The organism is Novosphingobium humi (assembly GCF_028607105.1).
Lineage (GTDB): Bacteria > Pseudomonadota > Alphaproteobacteria > Sphingomonadales > Sphingomonadaceae > Novosphingobium > Novosphingobium humi.
This window is the reverse complement of sequence record NZ_CP117418.1, coordinates 1,157,835-1,172,731: the sequence shown is the minus strand read 5'-3', so window position 1 is coordinate 1,172,731 and position 14,897 is coordinate 1,157,835. Positions and strand designations below refer to the sequence as shown.

Genomic DNA, 14,897 nt, shown 5'->3' with positions numbered 1-14,897 from the left:
CTCGCTTTAGCGACGGCAATAATCTTCGACGTTTTCAAAGGCGCGCAGGCCTTCGGGCGTCGCGTTGCGGATGGGATCGTCGCTCGGCGTGATCGCCCCGCGCCATGCGCTGGCACGCAAAGGCGTGACCGTGTAATCAGGGCGCGGATCGAGGACGTGGGGGCAATTGGCGATGACCACGATCACCTCCATTTCTGCGCGCAGCACCACGCTGCGGCCCGGCGCGAAGGGGCCGACAATCGGCGTGATCGTGCCGTCGGCTTCGATATGCGTGCCCTTGAACAGGTTGACGCAAGGGTGGACATCGCGGCGGCCCAGCCCATGCTTGGCCGCGCCCAGCAGGAAGCGGTCGCGGCCATTGGGGTGGGGGCCGCTGTTGGTGCCGTCGCCGTATTTGGCGGCATTGGTGGCGGCATTCGAGGTTCCGGAAAAGCAGTCATGGGTGCCCGCATCATCAGCCTCGATGCTCATCAGCACCCGGCCCATGTCCGAGAGCAGCAGCTTGCCTGCGCCCAGATAGGCGTTCCATTGGACCTTGACCGTATCGGCCACGTTCAGCCGTTCGCTGGGCATTTGGGCGTTGAAGATCATCACGCTGGCGCAGGCATCGCCCTTTACGTCGATCAGGCGCAGGCGGGCGCCGCGCGGCAGATGGCGCGTGGCATAGCCGCCCGGCGCGATGGTTTCCTCCCAGAGGTGGTCATCCGCCGAGACGCCGGGGGGCAGATCATCGGCATGGGGCGGTAGGATCGGCATGGATTCGACCACGGTGCCCGCCATGGCGCGGGCATGGTCGCGCGCGGCCAATGGATTTGCGAGTATATTTGTCATGCTGCCGCTCCCTTGCGTTGGGCTTGGTCGGATGCTGCGCCATCGGCATGAAGCGGGGGCAGCAGGGCGGTGGTGGTGACCAGTTCGAGCTGATGCACGCCGCGCACCCGGCGCAGCGCGTCGCACAGATCCTTGAGGCGCACGGCAGGGCCTTGCACCAGCAGGACTTCAAGCGACTGGTCCTGTTCGAGAAAGACGTGTTGCGAGGAGATCACCTCGGTCAGATAATCGGCCTGTGTCTGGGCCAGTTGGTGGCGCACCCGGCCGCGGTCGCCGCGATAGACCAGCGTGATCGTGCCCGCCAGCATCTCGTCGGGGCGGGTCAGGCTCTCATGCCTGGCCAAAGCATGGCGAATCAGTTCGGCGATGAGCTGCGAGCGTGAGGGCAATTCGCGCTCCTCGACCATCATGTCGAGCTTGCGCGAAAGTTCGGCGGGCAGGCTCATGCTGAGCCTTGCCAGAGTGGAGGGAGCTGTGGAGGGAGCGTTCATGCTTCCATCTCCTCACGGGGGCGAAGCGGCAGGTCATAGACCGCCGTCGCGCCATAGCGGTGGGGGGCGTGGGGATCGTGGCGGCGTTTATCCAGCGCCAGAACACGGGTGCCGAGCGAAAAGGCCTCGCGGATGTCATGCGTGACCATGATGATGGTCAGGCCAAACTCGCGCCACAATTGGGTGATGAGGCCATGCATATCCGCGCGAATGCCGGGGTCGAGCGCGCCGAAGGGTTCATCCAGCAACAGGATGCGCGGGCGCTTGATAAGGGCCTGCGCGATGGCCAGACGCTGCTGCATCCCGCCCGACATTTGCGCGGGATAGATGTGCAGATTGTCGCCAAGCCCCACGGCCTCCAGCATAGCGGTCGCCTCTGCGCGCGCTTTGGTACGGGCCGCGCCGAACAGGCGGGCAAGCAAGGGGGCCTGCGCGCATTCCAGCCCGAACATCGTGTTTTGCAGGACCGTGAGATGCGGAAAGACCGAATAGCGCTGAAACACCACGCCGCGATCCGGCCCGCATTCGGGCGCCAGCGGCGCGCCATCCAGCATGATCGTACCCCGCGTCGGGCTTTCCTGCCCAAGGATCACGCGCAGCAGGCTGCTCTTGCCCGCGCCCGAGGGGCCGATGATCGAGACGAAGGAGCCTGCGGCAATGTCCAGATCGACCTTTTCCAGAACGATCTTGTCGCCATATTCGACCCACAGGTCGCGCAAGGAGAGGAGCGTGCTCAATGGTTGGCTCCTTGTGCCCAGGGAAAGCAGCGGCGCGAACCCCATGCCAGCGCGACATCCATCGCAATGGCCAGCAGCGCGATCCACGCCACATAGGGGATGATCACATCCATCGAGAGATAGCGCCGCACCAGGAAGATGCGGTAGCCAAGGCCGACATCCGAGGCGATGGCTTCGGATGAAATCAGGAACACCCATGCCGGACCCAGCGCCAGACGCACCGCCTGAAACAGGCGCGGCAGGGCCTGGGGCAGAGCAACGCGGATCAGGATCTGCCAGCTTCCCGCGCCCAGCGTTTGCGCCTTGATGATCTGTTCGCGCGGCAGGGCGGCCACATGCCCGGCAATGTCGCGCAGCATGACCGGCGCGATGCCGATGGCGATCAGCGCCACCTTGGCCGTTTCGCCAAGGCCCAGCGCGATGAACAGGATCGGCAGCAGCGCAATCGGCGGGATCACCGCAATCGCCGTGACCAAAGGCCCCAGCACCGCGCGCACCGGCGGCAAAGCCCCCAGCAGCAGCCCCAGCACCAGCGCCACCAGCGTGGCAATCCCCAGCCCCAGACCAAGCCGTTGCAGGCTGGCCAGCGTATCGGCCCAGAAGAGATATTGGCCCGAAAGCATGTCGCGCTCAAAGATCAGCGAGGACATTGCCTGTGCCATCCCGGAGGGCAGCGGCAGGATCTTGTCCGAAGGATTGACCGCATGGCGCCCGGCGGCGGCGAAAATATAGAGCAGAACCAGCAGCAGGATCGGGGCCGCGCCCCATAACAGCCTGTCGCTGCGCGAAATCTGACGGTTTACCCAGCGCATGGAATTAAAGCTTACCGTCGGCGGCCATCGCCATATAGCTGGGGTCGAAGCGCAGCGTGACATGGGCCGGATCGCCCAGCACCTTGCCGCCGGGGAAGGACATGCCCACCGCATCGGCACTGGCCGCGCCCTTGAACAGGCCCTTGGAGAAGCTGAAATCGCGCACACGGGTCATGGTCGTGACCAGTGCCGGGCTGGTCGTGGCTGCCACCGCCGCCTTGGGCTGGTCGTAGAGATAGGTCGTGGTGAGCTGGTTGTCGAAGACTTCGGGGGTCGATCCGGCGAGTTTTGCCATGGCCGCGCGCGCCGCTTTCCCTTGCGCATCCTGACGCTTCATCAGCGCGACGGTTTCGTACCAGATCCCGGTCAGCGCCTTGCCGAGGTTGGGGTTTGCCTTGAGCGTGGCCGTGTCCACCACCAGCAGGTCAAGGATTTCGCCCGGAATATCGGCCGAGGTGAAGACCGCCTTCACGCCGGGCTGGGCCTTCATCACGGAAAGCTGGGGGTTCCAGGTGACGGCGGCGGTGGCCTGCGGGCTGCCGAAAGTGCCCACGATATCGGCATCGGACGTGTTGATGGTTTTGACATCGCTCATCGTCATGCCATGTTCGCCCAGAGCGCGCGCCAGCAGGTAATGGGAGACCGACAGTTCGACCAGATAGACCGAGCGGCCTTTGATCGCGGCAATATTGTCCGCGCCCTTCAGAAGAACGCCGTCATTGCCGTTTGAATAATCACCCACAATGATCGCGCTCGTATCCTTGCCGCCTGCGGCCGGAATGGTCAGCGCGTCCATATTGGCCACAGTCACGCCGTCAAATTTGCCCGCCGTGTACTGGTTGACCGATTCGACATAGTCATTGACCTGAGTGATATTGATCTTGATGCCGTATTTGTCGGCCCATTTCTTCACGATCCCGGCCTGCTGGGCATAGGGCCATGGCATCCATCCGGCATAGATCGACCAGCCGATGTTGAATTCTTTGCGCGTCTCGGGCGCCTTGGCCGCAGGTGAGCAGGAGGAGAGCAGCATGGTGCCCGCAAGCAGGGCGCCCGCCATGGCGGCGGCTTTTCCGGTCTTCCTGAACATGGCTTGCTTCCCCTTTGCGTTGCAGCAATTTCGCAGTCGAGAGGGAAGCTAGCGCATTATTACCAAACCCCATGTTCGTAATAATGCGCAGAGGGCGCAGAGCGAAACGGGGTTAAACCCTGCGGGTCCAAAGGCGGCGCGAATGGGTCAAATCAGGCGGAATTGCTGGGTTTGGCGCGATTCGGACCGGCGGGGGACAGGGATAACAGGTGTTGCGATTCGGCCATAGTGGCGCGGCGGACCATCTGGAAAACAGGAGGCTGCGCCGGGGTTCAAAAAGCGGCGCCAGGATAGAAAAATCGCGGATTTCCGCAATGCGGCAAGAAGCGATTTCATACTGAAACACCGCAGAAATATTACGCTTGACGGCTTAAGTAATATCCATAGCGTTATGAGAATGTCGGCAATGATGTTGCAACGCGGAAAAGCGCATCACCGACAGGCCAAGTTTGCATCGAATACTTGAGGGCAGGCCACAAGGTGGTCGCGTTGTCGTCGCCTTGTCGGGTGGCGAGGGAGAAATGCGTCCGATTGATTGGCATTTGACACAACAGGAGGCAAAGTGACCAGGAAATCGACCCGCAAAACATTGCTCTGCGCCACCATTCTGATGGGCGTCGGGATGCCCACGCTTGCCGTGGCCGCCGATGCCCCCGCCAATACTGACGCGCCGGGCAATGGCGGCGATATCGTGGTCACGGCCACGCGCCGCCAGACCACCTTGCAGGACGCGCCGATCAACATCAGCGCGCTGGGTTCGGATCAGTTGGCCAAGGCGCGGATCGACGATGTGAAGGCGCTGGCCTCTTTCACGCCGGGCATCACGGTCAATGACACCGGCCCCAAATCGACCGGCAACATCGTGATGCGCGGCATTTCCTCGTCCGATTCCAGCGCGACCGGCTCGAATTACGAAACGGCGGTGGGCGTCTATCTGGGCGAGGTGCCGCTCTATCTCGATTTCAAGCTGATTGACATTTCCCGCGTCGAAGTGCTGCAGGGGCCGCAGGGCACGCTTTATGGCCTCGGCACGCTGGCGGGCGCGGTGCGCTATATGCCCAACCGGCCCACGACGGACAAATTCACCGTTGACTTCCACGCGCGCGGCTTTGCCCAGGCCCACAGCTCCGATTTCGGCGCCAATGTCGATGGCACGGTCAATATTCCCATTCTGGCCGATCATATCGCGCTGCGCTCGACCGTGGGCTATTATGACAATCCCGGCTTCATCAATTACAACCACCTGCTGAAAAACCCCGGCGTTTCCGATCCCCAGCCGGTGCGCGGAACCACCGCGGCGCAGGGCGGCTTTGGCACTTCCACCGATTACCTGAACAATTTCACCTTCCGCAAAGGGGTGAATTACGAACGCACCTTCACCACGCGCAACCAGTTGCTGCTGGAGGCCAGCCCGGCGGCCAAGCTCTATCTGACCTATGCGCATCAGATCACCAAGACGCTGGGGCGGCAGGCGACCGGCGCGGGCGTTCTGGGCACGGACAAGTATGAAGGTCCGTGGCGCTATCTGGAGCCGACCACGCGCAAGGCGGACCTGTTCGCCGCCGAATTCAATTTCAACCTCGGCTTTGCGCAGGTGGTGGCGACGGGCGCCTATACCAACCAGAACCTGAAAACCCATGCCGACAACACCGACCTGCTGCTCGACCTGAATTACGGCTATGAGGCGTTTCCTTCCTTCTCCTCGTATAATGACACCAACGAGGAATATCGCCAGTTCAACGGCGAATTGCGGCTGGTTTCATCCCATGGTGGCCCGATCAGCTGGGTGATCGGCGGGTTTTACAACAACTTGCGCAATTATCGGAACTATCAGGAGCATACGCCCGGTTTCGCCGCCTTTGCCGGGGTCTATCGCCCGGACGATCTGGAATATATCTCCTTCGTCAACACGCGGACCAAGGAAAAGGCGGTTTACGGCGAGGCGACCGCGCATCTGACCGATGCATGGCAGGTGACGGGGGGCCTGCGCTATTTCAAATATGACGCCTTTGCCACCGGCGGCACCGATACGCCGCTGTTCGGCGGAGGTCTGACGCGCACGCCCTATCCGCTGATCCAGTTCGACCCCAGCCGCATCCGTTCGGGCAACACCAGCGCCGACGGCGTGGTGTGGAAGGCCAACACATCCTACAAGTTCAGCAAGGATCTGCTGGTCTATGCCACCTACAGCACGGGCTATCGCACGGGCAATGTGAACCGCGTGGCGCCCTGCACCTTCTCGCCGGGCAATGTGCCGCCGGGCCAGAATGTCTGCGCCTATCCTAATGAATTGCTTTATAAACCCGACAAGACCAACAATGCCGAAATCGGCATCCGCGCCTCGATGCTGGACAAGCGCCTGCAATTCACGCTTTCGGCCTATTATATCGACTGGAAGAACATTCAGGTCGACACCCAGACCGTCAACGGCGCGGTGGGCGTGACGGTCAATGCCAAGGATGCTGTCTCGCAGGGCTTTGATCTTTCGGGCCAATTCCGCATCACCCCGCGTCTGGTCTTCAACGGCACCTATTCCTATACCGACGCCCATCTGACGCAGGACGCCGACAATGTGGTGGTCAGCCAGGGCGTGGCCTATCCGGTCTTTGCGGGCGACCGTCTGCCCGGATCGACCAAACATTCGGGCAGCGCGCAGCTGACCTACACCTACCCGCTGGGCGAGGGGCGCAGCATCGAGGCCAATTGGGCCGCCGTGTTCAAGGGCAATGTCTATTCCCGCATCGGCCTGCGCGGCAATGGCGAGGTGATCCCCAGCTATGTCACGCATCGCGCGGCCGTCACCTATCACGCGCCCGCCTTTGATGTGGCGCTGTTTGCCGACAATATCTTCGACAAATATGCGATCACCTCGATCAGCAATGACATCAGCTCGTACAACCAGACCCGCACCGGTGTGGTCGAACGATATTATGCGCAAGGCATTCTGACCCCGCGCAAGGTGGGTGTGGACCTGCGCTTCCATTACTGAATTTGCCCTGCCGGGCCATGGTCTTGGCCCGGCATCTCTGGACCATTGGATCAGGGTTTGCCTGTCATGAAACAGCATCTCGTCAATCTTCTGCCGCCCGCCACGCTGGTTGCCATTGTCTGCTTCTGGATGTTTGGTCCGGCCGCGTGGCTGGCCAACGAATATACGCTGGTCTGGGTGACTTCGGTCACCACCGCTTTCGTGCTGGGGCTGGAATTCCTGTTCGAGCGGCACGAGGGCTGGCGGATGGACTGGCGCGAATTTGCCACCGATCTGTTCTATGTCATCCTGGGGGCAACGGTCATCACATGGGTGACCAATGTGGCGGCCGAAGAACCGCTGATGGCGGCCAAGAAGGCGCTGGGTATCGCCACACCTTGGGCCGGGCGTCTGCCCTTTCTGGTGCAGGTCGTCTCGGTCATGGCTATCATCGAATTCGGCCAGTACTGGATGCACCGGCTGATGCACAATTCGACGCCTTTCTGGCTGACCCATGCGCCGCATCATCACATTACCCAATTGAACGCGATGAAGGGATCGGTGGGCAATCCCATCGAACTGTTCCTTATCAGCCTGAGCGTGCTGGCCTTTTTCGACTTCTCGCCCACGGCCAAATTCTGCGCGATTTCGGTCAATGCGGCGATTGCCATCTATGCCCATGCCAATGTGGCCGCCAATCCGCCCTTCTTCTATGCCTTCTTCTTCACCACGATCCGCAACCACAGCCTGCATCATTCGGTGCCCTATGAGGACACGCGCTGCAATTACGGCAATTCGCTGATCTTCTGGGACCGCGTGTTCGGAACATTCCGCGAGGGCGAGGCCAGTGTGGTGGGACAGGGCGACCGCAAGCGCCTCTCGATCTGGGAACAGACGGTGTTCCCCTTGGTGCCACTGGTCGAGGCCTATAAGGCGCGCAAGGGGCAGGCGTCTTGAGACGGACGCGCCTTGCCCTGGCGCTGGCCGGGCTGATCGCCACGCAGGCCGCCGCCGCCCCTGCGCCGCCCCTGTTCAAGGAGCGCTGGATCGACGGCACGCAGGAGGTTGAGCCTGTGGCGCAGGTGCAGGCGCTGGACGGCGACACCTATGTCATCCGCCAATCGGTCAAGACCAATTTCGAGGCGCCCTTTCTTTATCTGATTTTTGGCCATGATCGCGCCCTGCTGGTCGATACCGGCGCGCAGGGGGGCGTGATCCGCCCGGTGGTGGACCGTGTGATCCAGGGCTGGCTGGCCGCGCATCACCGCCGGGCGATTCCTCTGGTGGTGGCGCACAGCCACAGCCATGGCGACCATATTGCCGCCGACCCCGCCTTTCGTGATCGGCCCGATACGGTGGTGGTGGGCACGGCGCCTGCCGATGTTGCCGCCTTCTTCGGCATCGCCCATTGGCCCGAGGGCATCGGTCGGATTGATCTGGGCGGGCGGGTCATCAGCGTGATCCCGACGCCCGGCCATCAAAAGGCGGCGGCGATGTATTACGATCCGCGCCTTGCGATCCTGCTGTCGGGGGATACGCTTTATCCGGGGCGTCTTTATGTGCCGGTCAATTTCATGGACGAGGCGCGCGCCAGCGTGGACCGTGTGGTCAGATTTGCCGCCACGCACCGCGTCCGCGCGCTGTTGGGCGCGCATATCGAAATGACGCAAACACCCGGCCGCGATTATGGCCATGAGGCCCCGACCCATCCCGACGAGCATGTGCTGGAAATGCCGGTGTCGCAATTGCGCGAGTTGCAGGCCGGTTTCAGGGCCAAGCTGGATGTGCCCGACACGCGCGCGGTGCATGACCATTTCATCATCGTGCCGGTTCCATCAAGAGATCAATGAATTCCGCAACAATCCATCGCTTTTGCCCCTGAAATAGCAATCGCCAACAGCGGGAATTTTGATAGGTTCTGCGTAAAGATATAAACGCAGGAGAGGCCCGAAAATGGCCGATTTCGATTTCGCGCTGGGCGAGAATGCCCGGATGATCCGTGAGGCGACGGCGCGTTTCGCCGCGGCCCGCATTGCGCCTCTGGCGGTTCGGATTGATGCCGATGACTGGTTCCCGCGCGAGGAATTATGGCCCGCGATGGGCGAACTGGGCCTGCATGGCATCACGGTGGCGCCGGAATGGGGCGGGCTGGGGCTGGGCTATCTGGACCATGTCGTGGCCTGCGAAGAGGTCAGCCGCGCCTCGGCTTCGATTGGCCTCAGCTATGGCGCGCATTCGAACCTGTGCGTCAACCAGATTGCGCGCTGGGGCAATGAGGATCAGAAGGCTCGCTATCTGCCCCGCCTGATTTCGGGCGAGCATGTCGGCGCTTTGGCCATGTCGGAGGCCGGGGCGGGGTCTGATGTGGTATCGATGAAGCTGCGCGCGCGGGAGGTCGATGGCGGATTTGTGCTGGACGGCACGAAATTCTGGATCACCAATGGCGCCTGTGCCGACACGCTGGTGATCTATGCCAAGACCGGAGAGGCGATCACAGCTTTTCTGATCGAAAAGACCATGCCGGGTTTTTCGATTGGTCAGAAGATCGACAAGATGGGCATGCGCGGTTCGCCCACCGCCGAGCTGGTGTTCGACGGCTGCCATGTGCCGCGCGAAAATGTGCTGGGGCCGCTCCATGGCGGGGTCAAGGTGCTGATGAGCGGGCTGGATTATGAGCGCGCGGTGCTGGCCGGGATCCAGCTTGGCATCATGCAGGCCTGCCTCGATGTCGTCCTGCCCTATGTGCGGACGCGAAAGCAATTCGGCCAGCCCATCGGCGCGTTCCAACTGATGCAGGCCAAGGTGGCCGATATGTATGTCGCGCTCAATTCCGCACGGGCCTATGTCTATGCCGTGGCGGGGGCTTGCGATGCAGGGCGCACCACGCGCCATGACGCGGCGGGCGCCATCCTGTTGGCCAGCGAGAATGCGGTGCGTGTGGCGCTGGAGGCGGTGCAGGCGCTGGGCGGGGCGGGCTATACCAAAGACTGGCCGGTCGAGCGTTTCCTGCGCGATGCCAAATTGCTCGATATTGGCGCGGGAACGAATGAAATCCGGCGGATGCTGATCGGGCGCGAATTGATCGGAGGAGGGCGATGATCCTCGAAACCGGCATCGCCGCCGAGAGCGAGTCCTTCCGTGCCAATGAGGCGCATAATCGCGCCCTGGCCGAGAAATTGCGCGCCGATGTGGCCGCGGCGGCCTTGGGCGGCGGCGAGGCGGCGCGGCAACGCCATGTCGGGCGCGGCAAATTGCTGGCGCGTGATCGGATCGATCGGCTGCTCGATCCGGGCAGTCCGTTTCTGGAAATCGGGCAACTGGCCGCCCATGGCCTCTATGGGGGCGATGTGGCGGGGGCGGGGATCGTGGCCGGGATCGGGCGCGTGGCGGGCCGACAGGTGATGATCGCGGCCAATGACGCCACGGTCAAAGGCGGCACCTATTTCCCGATGACGGTCAAAAAACACCTGCGCGCACAGGAGATCGCGGCCGAAAACAACCTGCCCTGCATCTATCTGGTCGACAGCGGCGGGGCCAATCTGCCGCATCAGGCCGAGGTCTTTCCCGACCGCGATCATTTCGGCCGCATCTTCTACAATCAGGCCCAGATGTCGGCGCGCGGCATTCCCCAGATCGCCTGCGTTATGGGCAGTTGCACGGCGGGCGGGGCCTATGTTCCGGCCATGTCGGATGAAAGCGTGATCGTGCGCGGGCAGGGGACCATCTTCCTTGCCGGGCCGCCGCTGGTGCAGGCCGCAACGGGCGAGATCATCAGCGCCGAGGAACTGGGCGGGGGCGATCTGCATGGGCGCAAGTCGGGCGTGGTCGATCATGTGGCGGACAATGACGATCACGCGATCGCCATCCTGCGCGACATTGTCGGCACGCTGGCGCCCCAGCATCGCGCGCCGGTCAATCTTCAGCCGTCGATGCCGCCGCGTTACGATCCGGCCGAACTCTATGGCATCATCCCGCAGGATGTGCGCGCGCCCTATGATGTGCGCGAGGTGATCGCCCGTATCGTCGATGACAGCGCGTTGCATGAATTCAAGCCGCTTTACGGCACGACGCTGGTCTGCGGCTTTGCCCATATTCACGGTATGCCGGTGGCGATCTTGGCCAATAATGGCGTCTTGTTCAGCGAGAGCGCGATAAAGGGCGCGCATTTCATCGAACTGGCGTGCCAGCGGCGCATCCCCTTGCTCTTCCTGCAAAACATCAGCGGTTTTATGGTCGGCGGCAAATATGAGGCCGAGGGCATTGCCCGCCACGGCGCCAAACTGGTGACCGCCGTGGCGACCGCCAGCGTGCCCAAGATCACCGTGCTGATCGGGGGCAGTTTCGGGGCGGGCAATTACGGCATGTGCGGGCGCGCCTATGGGCCGCGTTTTCTGTTCACCTGGCCCAATGCGCGCATTTCGGTGATGGGCGGCGAACAGGCAGCCAGCGTGCTGGCCACCGTCCACCGCGACGCGGCGACATGGACGGCGCAAGAGGCCGAAGCCTTCAAGGCCCCGATCCGCGCCAAATATGAGGAGGAGGGCAGCCCATGGTATGCCACCGCCCGTCTGTGGGACGATGGCATCATCGACCCGGCCCAGACCCGCGATGTGCTGGGGCTGGCTCTGGCCGCCGCGCTGAATGCGCCGATCCCGGATCGCGCGCAATTCGGCCTTTTCAGGATGTGATGCGGTGATTGCCTCGCTCTTGATCGCCAATCGCGGCGAAATCGCCTGCCGCATCATCCGCACCGCGCGCCGGATGGGCATCCGCACCGTCGCGGTCCATTCCGAGGCCGATGCGGGCGCGCTGCATGTCGCCATGGCTGACCGGGCCGTCGCCATCGGCCCTGCGCTCGCGCGCGAAAGCTATTTGCGGGGCGACCGGATCATCGCCGCCGCGCTGGAGACGGGCGCAGAGGCGATCCATCCCGGCTATGGCTTCCTGTCGGAAAATGCCGAATTCGCGCAGGCAGTCATGGATGCGGGCCTGATCTGGGTCGGGCCCGATCCGGCCGCCATCACCGCCATGGGCCTGAAGGATGCGGCCAAGGCGCGCATGGCGGCGGCCGGTGTGCCGGTCACGCCGGGCTATCTGGGCGCGGATCAGGATGATGCTCATCTGGCGCAGCAGGCCGCCGCGATCACCTATCCGGTGCTGATCAAGGCGGTGGCGGGCGGCGGCGGCAAGGGAATGCGGCTGGTGGCCGATCCTGCCGATTTTGCCGATGCGCTGGCCTCGTGCAGGCGTGAGGCGATGGCCGCTTTCGGCAATGACCGCGTGCTGATCGAGAAATTCATCACCCGCCCGCGCCATATCGAGGTGCAGGTGTTTGGCGACCGCCATGGCAACATCGTCCACCTGTTCGAGCGCGACTGCTCGCTGCAACGCCGCCATCAGAAGGTGATCGAGGAGGCCCCGGCGCCGGGCATGGATGAAGCCACGCGGACGGCGGTGTGCCGCGCGGCCGTCGATGCGGCCCGCGCGGTCGATTATGTCGGCGCGGGCACGGTTGAATTCATTGCCGACGCCGGCGAGGGCCTGCGCGCCGACCGTATCTGGTTCATGGAAATGAACACGCGGCTTCAGGTCGAACATCCCGTCACCGAGGCGATCACGGGCGTCGATCTGGTCGAATGGCAATTGCGGGTGGCATCGGGCGAGGCGCTGCCCATGCGTCAGGAGGATCTGTCGATCAAAGGATCGGCGATGGAGGCGCGGCTCTATGCCGAGGACCCGGCGCGGGGATTTTTGCCCTCGATCGGGCGGCTGGATGTTTTTGATCCCGGCGATGGCGTGCGGGTCGATACGGGCGTGGTGCAAGGGGGCCGGATCACACCCTATTACGACCCGATGATCGCCAAGCTGATCGCCCATGGCGCCACGCGGGATGAGGCGCGGCGCAGATTGGCCGACACTCTGGATCGCGCGGTGGTCTGGCCCTTGCGCACCAACGCGGGCTTTCTGGTCAAGGCGCTGAACCATCCCGACTTTGCGGGCGGAGAGATGGACACCGGTCTGATCGCGCGGGCGGGAGATGCCTTGATGCCCGATCCTCTGCCCGATAATGCGGGTTTGGGCCGGGCGGCGGCGGATCTGGGCGGGGCGGGGGCGCTGGCGGGTTTCCGGCTCAACGCTCCGCGACAGGGGCGGGCGCGGCTGCTGGTCGAGGGGCAACTGGTCGAGGTCGATGTGGCCCCGCGTGAGGGCGAGATTTTCCGCGCCCCGCTCGGTCACGTTTTGCTGAGCGAACATGGGCAGAGCTGGGAGGTGCGGCCCTATCGCGCCGCCGCGACCGGGGCGGCGGCGGCGGGTGACGGGGCGGTTTTGGCCCCCATGCCGGGCACGATCATCGCCGTCCATGTCGCGCCGGGACAAAGCGTGAGCAAGGGACAGAAGCTGGTGACGCTGGAGGCGATGAAGATGGAGCATGGCCTGACCGCGCCCTTTGACGGGGTGGTTGCGGACATGCCTTTCGCGCAAGGGGCGCAGGTGCGCGAAGGCATGGTGCTGGTGCGAATAACCGCAGGAGAAGCAGCATGAGCGGCCGCTATTTCGAGGAATGGGAGGTGGGCGATCGCATCGACCACCCGATCCGCCGCACCGTGACCGAGACCGACAATCTGCTGTTTTCGGCCATGACGCATAATCCCCAGCCCTTGCATATTGACGCCGAGGCGGCGCGAGCCAGCGAATTTGGCCAGATCCTCGTCAACGGCACTTTCACCTTTGCGCTGATGATTGGCCTGACGGTGGGCGAAACCACGCTGGGCACGCTGGTGGCCAATCTGGGTTATGACCGGGTGGTGATGCCCAAACCGGTCTTTCTGGGCGACACGATGCGGGCCTGCACCGAGGTGATGGAATGTCGGGAAAGCCGTTCGCGGCCCCATGCCGGGCTGGTCACATTCCGCCACGAATTGTGGAACCAGCGCGATGAAATGGTCTGCCAATGCCTGCGCACCGCGCTGATTGCGCGCAGGCCCGCATGAGGCTGCGCTCGCTGCTGTTCGTGCCGGGGGATCGGCCCGAACGTTTCGCCAAGGCGGCGGGCAGCGGGGCCGATGCGATCATCCTCGATCTGGAGGATGCCGTTGCCCCCGCCGCCAAACCCAAGGCGCGCGAAGCGGTGGCCGATTGTCTGGGCACCCCGGCGGAGATTATCCGCTTTGTGCGGATCAACCCCATCGACGGGCCGCATCTGGAGGCCGATCTGGCGGCGGCACGCGGCGCAGATGGGCTGGTCCTGCCCAAGGCATTGGAGGCCGCGACCGTCCGTTCGTTGGCGGCTCTCGCGCCTGGGATGCCGATCCTGCCCATCGCCACCGAGACCCCGCAGGCCATCTTTGGCCTCGGCACCTATGGCGAGGCGGCCGACCATCTGTGCGGCCTGACATGGGGGGCCGAGGATCTGCCCGCCGCCATCGGCGCGATGGGGGCGAGGCGCCCCGACGGCTCCTATACGGCCCCCTATGAGATGGTGCGTTCGATGGCGCTGTTTGGCGCCCATGCCGCAGGGGTGGCCGCCATCGAAACGGTCTATCCCGCGATCCGCGACCTTGACGGGCTGGCGGCCTATGCCGCGCGGGGGGCCTTTGACGGCTTTACCGGGATGATGGCGCTGCATCCCGATCAGGTGCCGGTCATCAACGCCGCCTTCACCCCCAGCGCGCAGCAGGTCGAACAGGCGCGCGCGATCATCGCCGCCTTTGCCCAAGCACAGGGGGCGGGGGTGGTGATTCTCGACGGCAAAATGATCGACGCACCACATCTGGCGCAGGCGCGTAATATTATTGCGCGAGCCGAAGGGGCTGCTTTGCCGACAGGGCGCGATTGAGGCCCGTTTTGCCTGTTTCGGACACCCCGTTGACAGGCGTTTGGAATAGGCATCTGATCCCTGTCCAAGCCCTGAAAAAGGAGGAATTTGCCTCGATCTCGCCGTCGCTACAGACCGGCGAAACGTTTCCG

General features: G+C 63.5%; 13 protein-coding genes. 8 read left to right on the top strand and 5 right to left on the bottom strand.

The annotated features are described in order from the left end of the window. Positions 1-6: 6 nt before the first annotated feature. The 5 genes from PQ457_RS21100 to PQ457_RS21080 are packed head-to-tail and all read right to left on the bottom strand — an operon-like array spanning position 7 to position 3,961. Positions 7-831, bottom strand: a complete 825-nt coding sequence (locus PQ457_RS21100; RefSeq protein WP_273619765.1) for an urea amidolyase associated protein UAAP1 — start codon at positions 829-831, stop codon at positions 7-9. Continuing rightward, positions 828-1,322 (bottom strand): CopG family ribbon-helix-helix protein, encoded by a 495-nt coding sequence (locus PQ457_RS21095; protein WP_273619764.1) that lies wholly within the window; start codon positions 1,320-1,322, stop codon positions 828-830. The genes PQ457_RS21100 and PQ457_RS21095 overlap by 4 nt, the downstream gene beginning before the upstream one ends. Continuing rightward, entirely contained in the window at positions 1,319-2,059 is a 741-nt protein-coding gene (locus PQ457_RS21090; protein WP_273619763.1) for an ABC transporter ATP-binding protein, read from the bottom strand. Before PQ457_RS21090 ends, PQ457_RS21095 begins: the two co-directional genes overlap by 4 nt. Further along, positions 2,056-2,871, bottom strand: coding sequence for an ABC transporter permease (locus tag PQ457_RS21085; protein WP_273619762.1), 816 nt, complete (start codon positions 2,869-2,871; stop codon positions 2,056-2,058). The genes PQ457_RS21090 and PQ457_RS21085 overlap by 4 nt, the downstream gene beginning before the upstream one ends. A gap of 4 nt (positions 2,872-2,875) precedes the next feature. Then, complete coding sequence (locus tag PQ457_RS21080) at positions 2,876-3,961, bottom strand: putative urea ABC transporter substrate-binding protein (RefSeq protein WP_273619761.1); 1,086 nt, start codon at positions 3,959-3,961, stop codon at positions 2,876-2,878. Between the two features lie 562 nt (positions 3,962-4,523). Between PQ457_RS21080 and PQ457_RS21075 the strand changes: the two genes are divergently transcribed. The 8 genes from PQ457_RS21075 to PQ457_RS21040 all read left to right on the top strand — a co-directional run bounded on the left by PQ457_RS21075 (position 4,524) and on the right by PQ457_RS21040 (position 14,766). Next, positions 4,524-6,950, top strand: a complete 2,427-nt coding sequence (locus PQ457_RS21075) for a TonB-dependent receptor (RefSeq protein ID WP_337958498.1) — start codon at positions 4,524-4,526, stop codon at positions 6,948-6,950. 66 nt (positions 6,951-7,016) lie between these two features. Further along, positions 7,017-7,886, top strand: coding sequence for a sterol desaturase family protein (locus PQ457_RS21070; RefSeq protein ID WP_273619760.1), 870 nt, complete (start codon positions 7,017-7,019; stop codon positions 7,884-7,886). Then, entirely contained in the window at positions 7,883-8,779 is an 897-nt protein-coding gene (locus tag PQ457_RS21065; protein ID WP_273619759.1) for an MBL fold metallo-hydrolase, read from the top strand. The genes PQ457_RS21070 and PQ457_RS21065 overlap by 4 nt, the downstream gene beginning before the upstream one ends. A gap of 103 nt (positions 8,780-8,882) precedes the next feature. Then, entirely contained in the window at positions 8,883-10,028 is a 1,146-nt protein-coding gene (locus PQ457_RS21060) for an acyl-CoA dehydrogenase family protein (RefSeq protein WP_273619758.1), read from the top strand. Then, entirely contained in the window at positions 10,025-11,617 is a 1,593-nt protein-coding gene (locus tag PQ457_RS21055) for a carboxyl transferase domain-containing protein (protein ID WP_273619757.1), read from the top strand. Before PQ457_RS21060 ends, PQ457_RS21055 begins: the two co-directional genes overlap by 4 nt. Then, positions 11,571-13,472 (top strand): acetyl/propionyl/methylcrotonyl-CoA carboxylase subunit alpha, encoded by a 1,902-nt coding sequence (locus tag PQ457_RS21050; RefSeq protein ID WP_273619756.1) that lies wholly within the window; start codon positions 11,571-11,573, stop codon positions 13,470-13,472. Before PQ457_RS21055 ends, PQ457_RS21050 begins: the two co-directional genes overlap by 47 nt. Then, positions 13,469-13,921 (top strand): MaoC family dehydratase, encoded by a 453-nt coding sequence (locus tag PQ457_RS21045; protein ID WP_273619755.1) that lies wholly within the window; start codon positions 13,469-13,471, stop codon positions 13,919-13,921. Before PQ457_RS21050 ends, PQ457_RS21045 begins: the two co-directional genes overlap by 4 nt. Beyond that, positions 13,918-14,766: an HpcH/HpaI aldolase/citrate lyase family protein gene (locus PQ457_RS21040; RefSeq protein WP_273619754.1), complete on the top strand. Its 849-nt coding sequence runs from the start codon at positions 13,918-13,920 to the stop codon at positions 14,764-14,766. The genes PQ457_RS21045 and PQ457_RS21040 overlap by 4 nt, the downstream gene beginning before the upstream one ends. Positions 14,767-14,897 lie beyond the last annotated feature (131 nt).

Bases quoted from the DNA above. Each gene is read 5' to 3' on its own strand.
- PQ457_RS21055 (WP_273619757.1), top strand. From the start codon at position 10,025: ATGATCCTCGAAACCGGCATCGCCGCCGAGAGCGAGTCCTTCCGTGCC.
- PQ457_RS21040 (WP_273619754.1), top strand. From the start codon at position 13,918: ATGAGGCTGCGCTCGCTGCTGTTCGTGCCGGGGGATCGGCCCGAACGT.
- PQ457_RS21100 (WP_273619765.1), bottom strand. From the start codon at position 831: ATGACAAATATACTCGCAAATCCATTGGCCGCGCGCGACCATGCCCGC.
- PQ457_RS21070 (WP_273619760.1), top strand. From the start codon at position 7,017: ATGAAACAGCATCTCGTCAATCTTCTGCCGCCCGCCACGCTGGTTGCC.
- PQ457_RS21045 (WP_273619755.1), top strand. From the start codon at position 13,469: ATGAGCGGCCGCTATTTCGAGGAATGGGAGGTGGGCGATCGCATCGAC.
- PQ457_RS21095 (WP_273619764.1), bottom strand. From the start codon at position 1,322: ATGAACGCTCCCTCCACAGCTCCCTCCACTCTGGCAAGGCTCAGCATG.
- PQ457_RS21085 (WP_273619762.1), bottom strand. From the start codon at position 2,871: ATGCGCTGGGTAAACCGTCAGATTTCGCGCAGCGACAGGCTGTTATGG.
- PQ457_RS21080 (WP_273619761.1), bottom strand. From the start codon at position 3,961: ATGTTCAGGAAGACCGGAAAAGCCGCCGCCATGGCGGGCGCCCTGCTT.
- PQ457_RS21050 (WP_273619756.1), top strand. From the start codon at position 11,571: ATGCGCCGATCCCGGATCGCGCGCAATTCGGCCTTTTCAGGATGTGAT.
- PQ457_RS21060 (WP_273619758.1), top strand. From the start codon at position 8,883: ATGGCCGATTTCGATTTCGCGCTGGGCGAGAATGCCCGGATGATCCGT.